The sequence below is a fragment of the Sphingomonas sp. GW821-FHT10F09 genome, assembly GCF_058809195.1.
The window spans coordinates 87,785-101,525 of the sequence record NZ_JBXASI010000003.1 but is presented as its reverse complement, the minus strand read 5'-3'; the positions used below and the strand labels follow the sequence as shown (position 1 = coordinate 101,525).

13 protein-coding genes are annotated in these 13,741 nt (G+C 66.2%); 8 read left to right on the top strand and 5 right to left on the bottom strand.

What is annotated here, in order from left to right; all coding sequences use genetic code 11:
* Positions 1 to 21 precede the first annotated feature (21 nt).
* The 3 genes from rpoD to AC1RTO_RS10950 form a co-directional block, all read right to left on the bottom strand.
* Positions 22 to 2,058, bottom strand: a complete 2,037-nt coding sequence (gene rpoD / locus AC1RTO_RS10960; RefSeq protein WP_293872738.1) for an RNA polymerase sigma factor RpoD — start codon at positions 2,056 to 2,058, stop codon at positions 22 to 24.
* Positions 2,058 to 3,938: a DNA primase gene (gene dnaG, locus AC1RTO_RS10955; RefSeq protein WP_493160900.1), complete on the bottom strand. Its 1,881-nt coding sequence runs from the start codon at positions 3,936 to 3,938 to the stop codon at positions 2,058 to 2,060. The genes rpoD and dnaG overlap by 1 nt, the downstream gene beginning before the upstream one ends.
* A 414-nt stretch (positions 3,939 to 4,352) precedes the next feature.
* Entirely contained in the window at positions 4,353 to 4,805 is a 453-nt protein-coding gene (locus AC1RTO_RS10950) for a GatB/YqeY domain-containing protein (RefSeq protein ID WP_293872740.1), read from the bottom strand.
* Between the two features lie 144 nt (positions 4,806 to 4,949).
* Here AC1RTO_RS10950 and carA point away from each other — a divergent pair, with 144 nt between their 5' ends.
* From carA to greA, 4 genes are all read left to right on the top strand, one after another.
* Positions 4,950 to 6,140 (top strand): glutamine-hydrolyzing carbamoyl-phosphate synthase small subunit, encoded by a 1,191-nt coding sequence (gene carA, locus AC1RTO_RS10945; RefSeq protein ID WP_493160899.1) that lies wholly within the window; start codon positions 4,950 to 4,952, stop codon positions 6,138 to 6,140.
* The gene (locus AC1RTO_RS10940; protein WP_493160898.1) at positions 6,137 to 6,409 is read left to right on the top strand and encodes a hypothetical protein; all 273 of its coding nucleotides are present in this window, start codon (positions 6,137 to 6,139) and stop codon (positions 6,407 to 6,409) included. The genes carA and AC1RTO_RS10940 overlap by 4 nt, the downstream gene beginning before the upstream one ends.
* Positions 6,409 to 9,756, top strand: a complete 3,348-nt coding sequence (gene carB / locus AC1RTO_RS10935; RefSeq protein ID WP_493160897.1) for a carbamoyl-phosphate synthase large subunit — start codon at positions 6,409 to 6,411, stop codon at positions 9,754 to 9,756. The genes AC1RTO_RS10940 and carB overlap by 1 nt, the downstream gene beginning before the upstream one ends.
* Before the next feature lie 72 nt (positions 9,757 to 9,828).
* The gene (greA, locus tag AC1RTO_RS10930; RefSeq protein WP_293872744.1) at positions 9,829 to 10,305 is read left to right on the top strand and encodes a transcription elongation factor GreA; all 477 of its coding nucleotides are present in this window, start codon (positions 9,829 to 9,831) and stop codon (positions 10,303 to 10,305) included.
* A 52-nt stretch (positions 10,306 to 10,357) separates the two neighbouring features.
* Here greA and AC1RTO_RS10925 read toward each other — a convergent pair whose 3' ends face one another.
* Both AC1RTO_RS10925 and eno read right to left on the bottom strand, forming a co-directional pair.
* On the bottom strand, positions 10,358 to 10,639 hold the full coding sequence (locus AC1RTO_RS10925) for an FtsB family cell division protein (protein ID WP_038660851.1): 282 nt from the start codon (positions 10,637 to 10,639) through the stop codon (positions 10,358 to 10,360).
* A 71-nt stretch (positions 10,640 to 10,710) separates the two neighbouring features.
* The gene (eno, locus tag AC1RTO_RS10920; protein WP_493160896.1) at positions 10,711 to 11,988 is read right to left on the bottom strand and encodes a phosphopyruvate hydratase; all 1,278 of its coding nucleotides are present in this window, start codon (positions 11,986 to 11,988) and stop codon (positions 10,711 to 10,713) included.
* Between the two features lie 138 nt (positions 11,989 to 12,126).
* Between eno and AC1RTO_RS10915 the strand changes: the two genes are divergently transcribed.
* The 4 genes from AC1RTO_RS10915 to AC1RTO_RS10900 are packed head-to-tail and all read left to right on the top strand — an operon-like array spanning position 12,127 to position 13,713.
* Positions 12,127 to 12,633, top strand: a complete 507-nt coding sequence (locus AC1RTO_RS10915; RefSeq protein WP_493160895.1) for a hypothetical protein — start codon at positions 12,127 to 12,129, stop codon at positions 12,631 to 12,633.
* An 8-nt stretch (positions 12,634 to 12,641) separates the two neighbouring features.
* Positions 12,642 to 12,983: a phage holin family protein gene (locus AC1RTO_RS10910; RefSeq protein ID WP_493160894.1), complete on the top strand. Its 342-nt coding sequence runs from the start codon at positions 12,642 to 12,644 to the stop codon at positions 12,981 to 12,983.
* Positions 12,980 to 13,315, top strand: coding sequence for a DUF3618 domain-containing protein (locus tag AC1RTO_RS10905; protein ID WP_493160893.1), 336 nt, complete (start codon positions 12,980 to 12,982; stop codon positions 13,313 to 13,315). The genes AC1RTO_RS10910 and AC1RTO_RS10905 overlap by 4 nt, the downstream gene beginning before the upstream one ends.
* A gap of 20 nt (positions 13,316 to 13,335) precedes the next feature.
* Positions 13,336 to 13,713 carry a hypothetical protein gene (locus AC1RTO_RS10900; protein ID WP_493160892.1) on the top strand — a complete coding sequence of 126 codons (378 nt, stop codon included), beginning with the start codon at positions 13,336 to 13,338 and terminating at the stop codon, positions 13,711 to 13,713.
* Positions 13,714 to 13,741 lie beyond the last annotated feature (28 nt).

Sequence of the window (13,741 nt, the reverse complement as noted above, 5' to 3'; positions counted from 1 at the left end):
GCATCCTCCCGCCCGTGCCGGTTATTGGTCGAGGAACGAGCGCATCTTGCGGCTGCGGCTCGGGTGTTTGAGCTTGCGCAGCGCCTTCGCCTCGATCTGACGGATGCGTTCGCGGGTGACCGAGAACTGCTGGCCGACCTCTTCGAGCGTGTGATCGGTGTTCATGCCGATGCCGAACCGCATGCGCAGCACGCGCTCCTCGCGCGGGGTCAGGCTCGCAAGGACGCGGGTCACTGTCTCCTTAAGGTTCGCCTGGATCGCCGCATCCACGGGGATGACCGCGTTCTTGTCCTCGATGAAGTCGCCGAGGTGGCTGTCCTCCTCGTCGCCGATCGGCGTTTCGAGGCTGATCGGCTCCTTGGCGATCTTCATCACCTTGCGGACCTTCTCGAGCGGCATCGAGAGGCGCTCCGCCATTTCCTCGGGCGTAGGCTCGCGGCCCTGCTCGTGGAGGAACTGGCGGCTGGTGCGGACCAGCTTGTTGATCGTCTCGATCATATGGACCGGGATGCGGATCGTCCGCGCCTGGTCCGCGATCGAGCGCGTGATCGCCTGCCGGATCCACCACGTCGCATAGGTGCTGAACTTGTAGCCGCGGCGGTATTCGAACTTGTCCACCGCCTTCATCAGGCCGATGTTGCCCTCCTGGATCAGATCCAGGAACTGCAGCCCGCGGTTGGTGTACTTCTTGGCGATCGAGATCACGAGGCGCAGGTTCGCCTCGACCATCTCCTTCTTGGCGATCCGCGCCTCGCGCTCCGCCTTCTGCACCATGTTGACGATGCGGCGGAACTCGGGGAGCGCCATGCCGGTCTGCTGCGAGATCTCGTTGATCTCGCCGCGGATGCGATCGACCGCTTCGCCCTCGTTGGTGGCGAAGGCCGTCCACTTCTTGTCGAGCTTGCCGATCGACTGCAGCCACGTGTCGTCCAGCTCATGGCCGACATAACGGTCGAGGAAGTCCTTGCGGCTGACCTTGTGCCGCTCGGCGAGGCGCAGCATCTGCCCGCCCAGCGCGGTCAGGCGCCGGTTATAGGCATAGAGCTGGTCGACGAGATATTCAATCTTGGCGTTATGGAACTGGACGCTCTCGACCTCGGCGGTCAGCTCCTCGCGCAGCTTGTGGTACTTGCGCTCGTCCGCCGCCGACAGCTCGCCGCCCGCGGTCATCGCATCGAGGCGCGACTGCTGGATCTTGCTGAACTTCTTGTAGAGCGCGGTGATGTTGGCGAACCGCTCCAGCGCCTGCGGCTTGAGCGTCTCCTCCATCTGCGCGAGGCTGAGCGTGTTGTCCTCGTCCTCGTCGTCGGACGGACGCGGCGCGCGCGGCTCACCCGATTCGTCGTCCTCGTCGGCCGACGCTTCCTCGGGCTCGGGCTCGTCCTTGAAGCTCGCGCCGGCGGTCTTTTCGCTGATCTCCGCCGAATCGTCGTCCTCGGCGCCCTCGACCTGCTCGGCTGACGGCCCCTTCGACAGCATCGCGTCGAGATCGAGGATCTCGCGCAGCTGCATCGTGCCTTCGTTGAGCTGCGTCGACCAGTCGATGATCGCGTTGAAGGTGATCGGCGATTCGCACAGGCCGAGGATCATCGTGTCCCGGCCGGCCTCGATCCGCTTGGCGATGGCGATTTCGCCCTCGCGCGACAGCAGCTCGACCGCCCCCATCTCGCGCAGGTACATGCGGACCGGATCGTCGGTGCGATCGACGGTTTCCTTCTTCTTCGTCTCCAGCGCAGGCGCGGCGGTGCCGTCGGCGTCGACCTCGACGGCCTCCGGCTCGTCGTCCTCCGCCTGCTCCTTCTCGTCGCCGTCCTCGCCGGCTTCCTCGTTCTCGACGATGTTCACGCCCATCTCGTTGAGCGCGGACATGATATCCTCGAGCTGGTCGGACGACATCTGGTCCTGCGGCAGCGCCTCGTTGAGCTGGTCGTAGGTGATGTAGCCGCGCTTCTTGGCGCGGGCGACCAGCTTCTTGATATCGGCGTCATTGAGGTCGATCAGCGGCGCGTCGGTCACGTCGCCACCCTCATCGCCACCGTTACCGTTCACTTTAGCCATTAATTGCCCTCGGATCCCAACGCTCGGGCGTCTTCGTTCGACTGCACCAAATTTGCAAGCCGAAGCTCCAACGCCTGTTTCTCTTTCACCAATGCCACCTGCCGTTCGAACGCCTCGTCGGTGAAGTGCGTCTGCATCGAAGCGGTCGCCTCGCCCAACGCCAGATCGACCTCCGGTCGCGCCACCATGATGGCGATCGCCTCGTCGAGGTCGGCTCTGGCGCGGTCCGGATCACCGCCGCTCTGCGTGAACGAATAGGGCATCGTATCGGCTCTCAGCAAATCGCTCGCGACTGAATCGAACCCGCTCCGCGCCAATATGGTGCGCAGGCCGACGCTATCAAGCGCCTGATCCTCGAGTGCGACATCGACCACCGCCTCGAACAGGCGGCCGAGCGGTCCGCCGACCAGTTTCAGGCTGCCGAGCACCTCCATATGCCGGGCGATCTCGACCGGGTGGCGGATCAGGCCGGCGAGGATCGCCTTTGCCAGCACCCTGTCGATGCCGGCGGCGTGGAATGCCTTCACATCCTCGGTCGGCGGAGCGATCGGCTGCTTCCACTGGCCGTCGCTGCCGCGCTTGCCCTGCGGACGGGGCGCATTGGGGGTGAAGGTCCGGCGCTTGGGCGCGAAATGTTCGTAGAAGCGGTTCTTGAAATCGCTCTCATATTCCTTGCGGACAGAGGTGTCGGCGATCGTCGCGGCGAGTTCGGCGAGCCGTTGCTTGAGGCCCGCGCGCTGTTCGGGCGTGTCGAGCGGCCCGGCGGCGACCTCGCTCTGCCACAGGCGGTCGACCAGCGGCTGCGGCTGCTGGAGCAGCGCCTCCATCGCCTGCGCGCCGCCCGCCTTGACCAGATCGTCGGGATCCTGCCCTTGCGGCAGCGTGATGAAGGACAGGCTGCGGCCGTTGCCGAGCAAGGGCATCGCCCGTGCCGCCGCCCGCAACGCCGCCTTTTGCCCGGCGCTGTCGCCGTCGAAGCAGAGGATCGGCACGTCGACCATCCGCCACAGGCGCTCCAGCTGTGCCTCGGTCAGCGCGGTGCCGAGCGGGGCGACGGCTTCGTGGATGCCGGCTTGCGACAGGGCGATGACGTCCATATAGCCTTCGACCACCAGCACGCGCGCCGCCTTGCGCGCGGCGGGGGCGGCGCGGTCGAGATTGTAGAGCGTGCGGCCCTTGTCGAAGAGCGGCGTGTCGGGGGAGTTGAGATATTTCGGCTCGCCTTCGCCGATCACGCGCCCGCCGAACGCGATCGTCCGCCCGCGCGCGTCGCGGATCGGGATCATCAGCCGGCCGCGGAACCGGTCGTACGGGTCCTTGCCCTCGACCTGGATCAGCAGGCCGCATTCGACCAGCGCGGGATCGCCATAGTCCTTCAGCGCGGTCTTGAGCTTGCCGCGGCTGTCGGGGGAAAAGCCCATGCCAAAGGTGCGCGCCGTGTCGGGCGTGATGCCGCGCCTGACCAGCACCGCGCGCGCCTCGCTGCCGCCGATGCCGTTCAGCTGTTCGGTGAACCAGGTCGCGGCGTCGGCCATCGCATCGTGCAGGCCCCTGGCGCGCTCCGCCTTGGCGGCCGAGGCGCGGTCCTGCGCGGGCATGTCCATCCCGGCGGCCTGCGCGAGCTCCTTCACCGCATCGATGAAGGGCAGGCCGCGCTGGTCGGTCATCCACTTGATCGCATCGCCATGCGCCGAGCAGCCGAAGCAGTGATAGAAGCCCTTGTCGTCGTTGACGTAGAAGCTCGGCGTCTTCTCGTTATGGAACGGGCAGCAGCCACGCATCTCGCGCCCGGCCTTCTGCAGCTTCGTCGTCTTGCCGATCAGCGCCGACAGCGATGTGCGGGCGCGGAGTTCGTCCAGAAATTGGGGCGAGAGACTCATGGGCCTATTGTAACATGCTTTGATCGGCGTGTGGGGGCAAAGGTTTTTCGGTCACGCGAACCCTCGACAGTGATCTCGTTCACGCGGCGACGCGGACAAGCTTTGGTTCACGCGAAGGCGCGAAGACGCGAAGAAGATTTGGCGCGCGGAGGCGCGGAGGACGCGGAGAAGTGTGGAGGACGAAGCATCTGGGTCGCCCGGTCCGTCATCCCGACGAACGTCGGGACCCTGGACGCGCTGCCGGTGACGTCGATCCGCACATTCGAACGCATCGCTGCCATGCGTTCCGACTTTCGCCGGAATGACGGCGTTCAAGGGGTGTAAGCAGCGCCAGCCCGTAGCGCAGCATCTCCGCGTCCTCCGCGCCTCCGCGCGCCAAATCTTCTTCGCGCCTTCGCGTCTTCGCGTGAGAAATTACGCCAGCGACGCCTTCACCAGTCCGCTCGCCTTGCTCATGTCGAGGCTCGCCGCGTGGCGCGCCTTCAGTTCCGCCATCACGCGGCCCATGTCCTTCATGCCGCTCGCGCCCAGCTCCGCCTTGATCGCCTCGATCGCCGCGACGGTATCCGCCTCGCTCATCTGCGCGGGGAGGAAGCGTTCGATCACGGCGACCTCCGCGCGTTCCGCGTCGGCCAGTTCCTGCCGGCCGCCGGTTTCGTACATGGTGATCGATTCGCGGCGCTGCTTGACCATCTTCTGCAACACCTCGACCACCACCGCATCGTCGTCCGCGGGCGCGGTGCCGGTGCGCAATTCGATGTCGCGGTTCTTGATCGCGGCCTGAATCAGGCCGATCGCGTTGCGCGCTTCCTTGTCGCCGGCCTTCATGGCGGTGACCTGGGCGGCCTTGATGTCGTCGCGAATCATGGGGAAGCTCTCGAAGATGACGGTGAAGCGGGACAGCCTAGCGGAACATGCGTCCGCCGTGAACCGGTTGACCTGAGGGGGGCGGGGGTCTAGCGGGCGCGGCTTAGCGACATAGACGAAACCTTCAGGAGTGCCCGCCAAGCCATGGCCGACGCCAAGCCCATTGCCATGCCCGCCAAACCCGAGGGTGCGACCGGCGTTCTGGTTCTCGCGAGCGGTGAGGTGGCCTGGGGCCGCGGCTTCGGCGCGGAAGGCGCGGCGGTCGGCGAGGTGTGCTTCCACACCGCGATGACCGGCTATCAGGAGATCATGACCGACCCGTCGTTCGCGGGGCAGATCATCACCTTCACCTTCCCGCATATCGGCAATGTCGGTGCCAACCCCGACGATATCGAGGCGGACGCGCCGCATGCGCTCGGCATGATCGTGCGCGAGGACGTGACAGCTCCGTCGAACTTCCGCGCGGTCGAGCGGCTCGACGGCTGGATGCAGCGGCACGCACGGATCGGCCTGTCGGGGATCGACACCCGGGCGCTGACCCGCCGCATCCGGGCGGGCGGGGCGCCCAACGGCGTCGTCGCGCATTCGGCGGCGGGCGAGTTCGACCTCGACGCGCTGCTGGCGATGGCGCGCGGCTGGCCCGGACTGGAGGGCATGGACCTCGCCAAAGAGGTGTCCACCCAGACGCATTACGCCTGGGGCGAGACGCGCGAAGGCGGCCCGTGGCGGCTCGGCTTCGGTTATGGCGCAGGCGAGGCGGCAGACCGCCCGCACGTCGTCGCGATCGATTACGGCAGCAAGCACAACATCTTCCGCAATCTGGTGCAGGCCGGTGCGAAGGTGACGGTGCTGCCCGCCGAAGCGACGTTCGAGCAGGTCATGGCGCAGGCGCCGGACGGCATCTTCCTCTCCAACGGCCCCGGCGATCCCGCCGCGACCGGCGAATATGCGGTCCCGGTGATCCGCCAGCTGCTCGACACGGGGAAGCCGCTGTTCGGTATTTGTCTCGGCCACCAGCTGCTCGGGCTGGCGGTCGGCGCGACCACGACCAAGATGTTCCAGGGCCATCGCGGCGCCAACCACCCGGTCAAGCGCCTGTCCGACGGCGCGGTCGAGATCACCAGCATGAACCACGGCTTCGCGGTCGAGCGGGACTCGCTGCCGGCGAACGTACGCGAGACGCACGTGTCCCTGTTCGACGGATCGAACGCGGGGTTGGAGCTGACGGATCGGTCGGCGTTCTCGGTGCAGTATCACCCGGAGGCGAGCCCGGGGCCGCAGGACAGTTTCTACCTGTTCGAGAAGTTCGTGGGTGCGCTGGTGAATGCGGCATGAGCCTTCTGTTCGCTCTTGCTGTTCAAGCAGCCACGCAGCAAAGCTCAGCAAAGATCAAGATCAATCAATCTCGCCTTGATGCCATGAGCGATGCCTGCAAGGCTCCGCGCAAATGGTTAAAGCACCGCGGTGGCGATCAGATAGATTTTTCTCCTTCGCCTGACGCAAAATACACTATGGTTGAGTGCGTGCTCAGACGTCTTCGTGGGAGCATGCTTCCAATGAAGCTCGGCTTCATCGGCAACGAACAGCTTTCGGAAGACAAGTGATGCCAAAACGCACCGACATCTCCTCCATCCTCGTCATCGGCGCGGGGCCGATCGTCATCGGGCAGGCGTGCGAGTTCGATTATTCGGGCACGCAGGCGATCAAGGCGTTGAAGGAGGAGGGCTATCGCATCGTCCTCGTCAACTCCAATCCCGCCACGATCATGACCGATCCCGAGCTGGCCGACGCGACCTATGTCGAGCCGATCACCCCGGCGGTGGTCGCAAAGATCATCGAGAAGGAGCGGCCCGACGCCGTCCTGCCGACGATGGGGGGGCAGACCGCGCTCAACACCGCGCTGGCGCTGTTCCACGACGGCACGCTCGAGAAGTTCGGCGTCACGATGATCGGTGCGGATGCCGAGGCGATCGACAAGGCGGAGGACCGGCTGAAATTCAAGGATGCGATGACCAAGATCGGGCTGGAAAGCGCCCGGTCGGCGATCGCGCATACGATCGAGGAGGCGATGGCGGGGCTGGAGATCACCGGCCTGCCCGCGATCATCCGGCCGAGCTTCACCATGGGCGGGTCGGGCGGCGGCATCGTCTACAACCGCTCCGAATTCGTCGACATGGTCCGCAAGGGCCTCGACGCGTCGCCGACCACCGAAGTGCTGATCGAAGAATCGCTCCTCGGCTGGAAGGAGTATGAGATGGAGGTGGTGCGCGACCGCAAGGACAATTGCATCATCATCTGTTCGATCGAGAACGTCGATCCGATGGGCGTCCACACCGGCGATTCGATCACCGTCGCGCCGGCGCTGACGCTGACCGACAAGGAATATCAGATCATGCGCAACGCATCGATCGCGGTACTCCGGGAAATCGGCGTCGAAACCGGCGGTTCCAACGTCCAGTTCGCGGTCAATCCGAAGGACGGCCGCCTCGTCGTCATCGAGATGAACCCGCGCGTGTCGCGGTCCTCGGCGCTGGCGTCGAAGGCGACCGGCTTCCCGATCGCCAAGGTCGCGGCGAAGCTGGCGGTCGGCTATACGCTCGACGAGATCACCAACGACATCACCGGCGCGACACCGGCGTCGTTCGAACCGACGATCGACTATGTCGTCACCAAGATCCCGCGCTTCGCCTTCGAGAAGTTCAAGGGCGCCGAGGCGGTGCTCGGCACGGCGATGAAGAGCGTCGGCGAAGTCATGGCGATCGGCCGCAATATCCACGAGAGCATGCAGAAGGCGTTGCGCGGGCTGGAGACGGGCCTGTCCGGCTTCAACGCGGTCGACCGGCTGGTCGGCGCGCCGCGGGCGGAGATCGAGGCGGCGCTCGCGGTGGCGACGCCGGACCGGCTGCTGGTCGCCGCGCAGGCGCTGCGCGAGGGCTTCACCGTCGCCGAGATCCACGGCATCGCGAAGTTCGATCCCTGGTTCATCGAGCGGTTGGCGGAGATCGTCGCGGCCGAGGAGGAGGTCTGCTCGAACGGCCTGCCGATCGAGGCGGCGGGCCTGCGCCGGCTGAAGTCGATGGGGTTCAGCGACAAGCGGCTCGCCTATCTGGCGCTGAAATCGGCGAACCTGCGCGGTATGGAGCGCGGCATCGCCCGCGGATCGGGCCTGATCCACGACGCGGTCGTGGCGATGACGGGCGGCGTCACCGAGGACGAGGTGCGTGCGCTGCGCCACCGGCTCGGCGTGCGCCCCGTCTTCAAGCGCATCGACACCTGCGCGGCGGAATTCGATGCGAAGACGCCGTACATGTATTCGACCTACGAGGCGCCGTCGTTCGGCGAGCCCGAGGACGAGAGCATGCCGTCCGACCGCCGGAAGGTGGTGATCCTGGGCGGCGGGCCGAACCGGATCGGGCAGGGGATCGAGTTCGATTATTGCTGCTGCCACGCCTGCTTCGCGCTGGCGGACGTCGGCTATGAGACGATCATGGTCAATTGCAATCCGGAGACGGTGAGCACCGATTACGACACGTCGGACCGGCTGTATTTCGAGCCGCTGACCGCGGAGGACGTGCTGGAGATCCTGCATGTCGAGCAGTCGCGCGGCGAATTGGTCGGCGTGATCGTCCAGTTCGGCGGGCAGACGCCGCTCAATCTGGCGCGGGCGCTGGAAAAGGCGGGGATCCCGATCCTCGGCACCAGCCCCGATGCGATCGACCTCGCCGAGGATCGCGAGCGGTTCGCGGCTTTGGTCAACAAGCTGCGCCTCAAGCAGCCGGCCAACGGCCTCGCGCGCAGCCGCGACGAGGCGGTCGCGGCGGCGGAGCGGATCGGCTATCCGGTGCTGATGCGGCCGAGCTACGTGCTCGGCGGGCGGGCGATGGAGATCGTTGATTCGCTCCAGCAGCTCGACGATTACATCCAGACCGCGGTGCAGGTGTCGGGCGACAGTCCGGTGCTGATCGACCAGTATCTGCGCGATGCGATCGAGGTCGACGTCGATGCGATCTGCGATGGCGAGGACGTCGTCGTCGCCGGCCTGTTGCAGCATATCGAGGAGGCGGGCGTCCATTCGGGCGACAGCGCCTGTTCGATCCCGCCCTATTCGCTCAGCGCCGAGACGATCGCCGAGATCGAGCGGCAGACGATCGCACTGGCGCATGCCCTGTCGGTCAAGGGGCTGATGAACATCCAGTTCGCGGTGAAGGCCAATGGCCGCGAGGCCGACGGGAAGGACGAGGTCTATCTGATCGAGGTCAATCCGCGCGCATCGCGGACGGTGCCGTTCGTCGCCAAGGCGATCGGCGTGCCCATCGCCAAGATCGCCGCCCGCGTCATGGCCGGCGAGATGCTGCGCGACCTGCCGCCGATCGACCGCCACATCGATTATTACGCGGTCAAGGAAGCGGTCTTCCCGTTCAACCGCTTCCCCGGCATCGATCCGGTCCTGTCGCCGGAGATGAAGAGCACCGGCGAAGTCATGGGAATCGATCCCGATTTCACCACCGCCTTCGCCAAGTCTCAGCTCGGGGCCGGCACCGTCCTGCCGACCGGCGGCACCGCCTTCGTCAGCGTCAAGGACGGCGACAAGCCGCATATCGTCCCGGCGGTGAAGTCGCTGCTCGCGCATGGCTTCACGGTGCTGGCGACCGGCGGCACGGCGGATTACCTCGAACTCGCCGGCCTCGCGGTCGAAAAGGTCAACAAGGTCGCGCAGGGCAGGCCGCACATCCTCGACCGGATCATGGACGGCGAGGTCACGCTCATCTTCAACACCACCGAAGGCTGGCAAAGCCTGAAGGATTCGAAGCCGATCCGTCAGGCGGCGCTCGCGCAGAAGATCCCGTATTTCACCACGGCGCCCGCCAGCGTGCAGGCGGCGGCGGCAATCGGGGTGACGCATCTTGAAGTCAGGCCGTTGCAATCCTACTATTCGCAGTCGCACAACTGATCCCGACATAATGACATGTGTGCGGGCGGGCCGGGTCGGTCCGCACGGGTAGCGAGAATTGGGGACGTAGATATGGCGACCGTCGAAAAGATGCCGATGCTCCAGGAGGGCTATGAGAAGCTCACCGCGGACCTGAAGCGTCTGAAAGCGGAGCGTCCCCTGATCGTGGATGCGATCGAGGAAGCACGCGCGCACGGCGACCTGTCGGAAAACGCCGAATACCATGCGGCGAAGGAACAGCAGGGCCAGAACGAGGCGACGATCAGCGATATCGAGGACAAATTGTCCCGCGCGCAGATCATCGACCCGCGCGACCTGTCGGGCGACAAGGTCGTGTTCGGCGCGACCGTGACCTTGCTGGACGATGACGACAAGCCGGTGAAATATCAGATCGTCGGCCAGACCGAGGCGGATGCCAAGACCGGGCGGATTTCGTACAACTCGCCGCTGGGCCGGGCACTGATCGGCCGCAAGGTCGACGAGGACGTCGAGGTGTCGGTGCCGGCGGGCGACCGGTATTACGTGGTGTCGAAGATCGAATTCATCTGATCGGACGGCGCGCCTGAACCGCTCCGGAACCGGTTCCGGGGCGGTCGGGGCGTCACTTCAGCGGTACGATGACCTCGTCCGGATGGGCGACGTTGAGTTCCTTGCGGACCATTTCGTCGACCATGTCCGGATTGGCGTGATCCGGGTCGAGCAGCGCCACCCGGTTTTTCAGCACCGCACGCTTCTGGTCCAGCGCTGCGAACTGCTTTTCGCGGCGCACCAGTTGCTTCTTGTAATCGCCATAGGCGAGGATGCCGTTGGGGCCGAGCACCGCATAGGCACCGAAGAACGCCATGATCGTCAGGCCGAGCGCGGGCAGGGCAGCCCGACGCATCGTCCTGCGAAACGCCGATGTCTTCGCTACCCGTGCCATGCCCGCCATCCTCGCCCGCCGCGCGTTTCGGATCAAGCCTTCAGAACGTCGCGGCCGGCATAGCGTGCCGCGTCGCCCAGCTCTTCCTCGATACGGATCAGCTGGTTGTACTTGGCGAGCCGGTCCGACCGGGCCAGCGACCCCGTCTTGATCTGCCCGCAATTGGTCGCGACCGCGAGGTCGGCGATCGTCGCATCCTCGGTCTCGCCCGACCGGTGGCTCATCACCGCGGTGTAGCGCGCGCGCTGCGCCATGTTCACCGCTTCCAGCGTCTCGGTCAGCGTGCCGATCTGGTTGACCTTGACCAGCAGCGAATTGGCGTAGCCGCCGTCGATGCCGCGCTTCAGCCGCTTGGGGTTGGTGACGAACAGATCGTCGCCGACCAGCTGGACCGTGTCGCCGATCAGGTCGGTCAGCGCCTTCCAGCCCTCCCAATCGTCCTCGCTCATGCCGTCCTCGATCGAGAAGATCGGGTAGCGGCGGGTCAGGTCGGCGAGATATTCGGCCATCGCGCCGCTCTCCAGCACCTTGCCCTCGCCCGAGATGTTGTAGCGGCCGTCCTTGTAGAATTCGGTCGCGGCGCAATCGAGCGCCAGCATCACGTCCTCGCCCGGCGTGTAGCCCGCCTTTTCGATGCTCTGCATGATGAAGCCGAGCGCCTCTTCGGTGCTGGCGATATTCGGTGCGAAGCCGCCCTCGTCGCCGACGCCGGTCGCCAGGCCCTTGTCGTGCAGCGCCTTCTTGAGCGTGTGGAAGATCTCCGAACCGCAGCGCACCGCCTCGACGATGTTCTCCGCGCCGACGGGGACGATCATGAATTCCTGGAAATCGATCGGATTGTCGGCATGTTCGCCGCCGTTGATGATGTTCATCATCGGCACCGGCAGGACGTGCGCCGATACGCCGCCGACGTATTTGTACAATGGCATCCCGCGCGCCTCCGCGGCCGCCTTGGCGGCCGCGAGGCTGACGCCGAGGATCGCGTTAGCGCCGAGGCGCCCCTTGTTCTCCGTGCCGTCCAGCTCGATCATCGTGCGGTCGAGGTCGGCCTGATCCTCGGCATCGAGGCCGATCAACGCCTCGACCAGTTCGCCGTTCACCGCCTCGATCGCATCGTCGACGCCCTTGCCGCCCCAGCGGCTCTTGTCGCCGTCGCGCTTCTCGACCGCCTCATGCGCACCCGTCGAGGCGCCCGACGGTACCGCGGCGCGACCGAAGCTGCCGTCCTCCAGCAACACGTCGACCTCCACGGTGGGATTGCCGCGGCTGTCGAGGATCTGGCGGCCATGGATGTCGATGATTGCGGTCACGTAACGATGCTCCTACGTCTTGGGGCTGTGAGGGCGCCTCTACCCTGCCCGATGCGGTGCGGCAATCTCCTGAGCCGTCAGGGAACCGCGCTCGGTCGGCCGGGGTTGAGGGTGTCGAACAACCGAAAAGGGCGCGTCATGGCCGATAACGACCTGAAACCGATCACCGATGGCGACATCACGCCACCGCCAGCCACCACCGATTTCACGCCGGCCGAGCCGCTGAAAAATGCCGGCGTCGAATTCGACCCGGCGACCGGCGGCAAGACCGAGCAGGTGAAGCAGACCGTGAAGGACTATTCGTCCAAATACGGCAGTCAGGCGACCGACAAGATCCGTACCCTCGCCGATACCGGCAAGGAACGCGCCGTCGGCGGGCTCGACCAGCTGTCGCAGATGATTACCGATGCGGCGGGGCAGGTCGACGAGCGGCTGGGCGCGCAATATGGCGAATATGCCCGCTCGGCGGCCGGCCTCGTGTCGGGCTTTTCCGACCAGATCAAGAACAAGGACGTCGACCAGCTGCTGGACGAAGCGCGCGAATTCGTCCGCAAGAGCCCCGGCGTCGCGGTCGGCGTCGCGGCCGCGCTGGGCTTTGCGGTCGCCCGCCTCGTCCAGTCCGGTATCGACGGCGACAAGGCCTGAACCGGCCCATGGCGGTGATCGAGCCGGTGACGGACGACGAGGGCATCGGCGCCCTCGTCTCGCAACTCGTCGACGATGCGCGGGGATTGGCCAGTGCCGAGGTGGCATTGGTCAAGGCGCGCTTCGGCGAACGAACGAGCGCCTACAAGAATGCCGCGATCTTCTTCGTCGTCGCCGGCACATTGGGGCTGGCGGCGCTGATCGCGCTGCTGGTCGGGCTGATCCTCAGCCTCGCGACCTTGATCGGTCCGGGGCTGGCGACGGCCGCGGTGGTGATCGGCACTCTGGCGATCGCCGCGGTGCTGGCGATCATCGGCAAGGGGCGGCTGTCCCCGGGGGCGCCGCAATGAGCGCGCTCGATCCCGCCACCCGGCTGGCGACGGCAGAGCTGGAAGCGGCAGCGGCACGCGAGCGCCTGTCGTCGACGGTGAGCCGGTTGCAGGTGAGGCTCAACCCGCGCACGCTTGCGTTGCAGGCGGCGCGCGACGTCGCCGACAAGGGCGGCGCGGCGGCGCAGGCGAGCCTCGATACCGCGATCCGCAATCCCGGTGCGGTCGCTGGCGCCACCGCGGTCGCCGGGCTGTTCCTCGCGCGGCATCGGATCGCCAGCCTGTTCCGCCGCAAGCCCAAGCACAAGCCCGGCCATCGCGATCACGAACCCGGCCTCGGCCCGCAAGACTAACCTGTAAAAGGACCAGAGATATGAACGCCCATACCCAGGACCGTCTCGACGACGCCAAGCATGCCGCCGGCGATGCGGCGCGGCGCACCGCGGACGCGATCGAATCCAATCCGCTGGCGATCGTCGCGGGCGGCATCGCGATCGGCGCGCTGGCCGGGGCGCTGATCCCGCGCTCCGCAAAGGAAAAGGAATTGCTCGGTCCGGTCGGCCGTACCCTCAGCGAACGCGCGCGCAGCGCCTTCCAGGCCGCGCGCGAGGCGGGCAACAGCGAGCTGCAGAATGCCGGCCTGTCGAAGGACGCGGCAAAGGATCAGGTGAAGTCGCTGTTCCAGGGCATCGCCAAAGCGGCGACCAGCGCGGGGTCGGCCGCGGCCAAGGGCGCAGCCAACAAGGCATGAGGCATGCGGGGGGCGGCCGATGATCGGC

Coding starts and splice junctions, on each gene's coding strand:
- rpoD (WP_293872738.1), bottom strand. CDS start 2,058: ATGGCTAAAGTGAACGGTAACGGTGGCGATGAGGGTGGCGACGTGACC.
- dnaG (WP_493160900.1), bottom strand. CDS start 3,938: ATGAGTCTCTCGCCCCAATTTCTGGACGAACTCCGCGCCCGCACATCG.
- AC1RTO_RS10950 (WP_293872740.1), bottom strand. CDS start 4,805: ATGATTCGCGACGACATCAAGGCCGCCCAGGTCACCGCCATGAAGGCC.
- carA (WP_493160899.1), top strand. CDS start 4,950: ATGGCCGACGCCAAGCCCATTGCCATGCCCGCCAAACCCGAGGGTGCG.
- AC1RTO_RS10940 (WP_493160898.1), top strand. CDS start 6,137: ATGAGCCTTCTGTTCGCTCTTGCTGTTCAAGCAGCCACGCAGCAAAGC.
- carB (WP_493160897.1), top strand. CDS start 6,409: ATGCCAAAACGCACCGACATCTCCTCCATCCTCGTCATCGGCGCGGGG.
- greA (WP_293872744.1), top strand. CDS start 9,829: ATGGCGACCGTCGAAAAGATGCCGATGCTCCAGGAGGGCTATGAGAAG.
- AC1RTO_RS10925 (WP_038660851.1), bottom strand. CDS start 10,639: ATGCGTCGGGCTGCCCTGCCCGCGCTCGGCCTGACGATCATGGCGTTC.
- AC1RTO_RS10915 (WP_493160895.1), top strand. CDS start 12,127: ATGGCCGATAACGACCTGAAACCGATCACCGATGGCGACATCACGCCA.
- AC1RTO_RS10910 (WP_493160894.1), top strand. CDS start 12,642: ATGGCGGTGATCGAGCCGGTGACGGACGACGAGGGCATCGGCGCCCTC.
- AC1RTO_RS10905 (WP_493160893.1), top strand. CDS start 12,980: ATGAGCGCGCTCGATCCCGCCACCCGGCTGGCGACGGCAGAGCTGGAA.
- AC1RTO_RS10900 (WP_493160892.1), top strand. CDS start 13,336: ATGAACGCCCATACCCAGGACCGTCTCGACGACGCCAAGCATGCCGCC.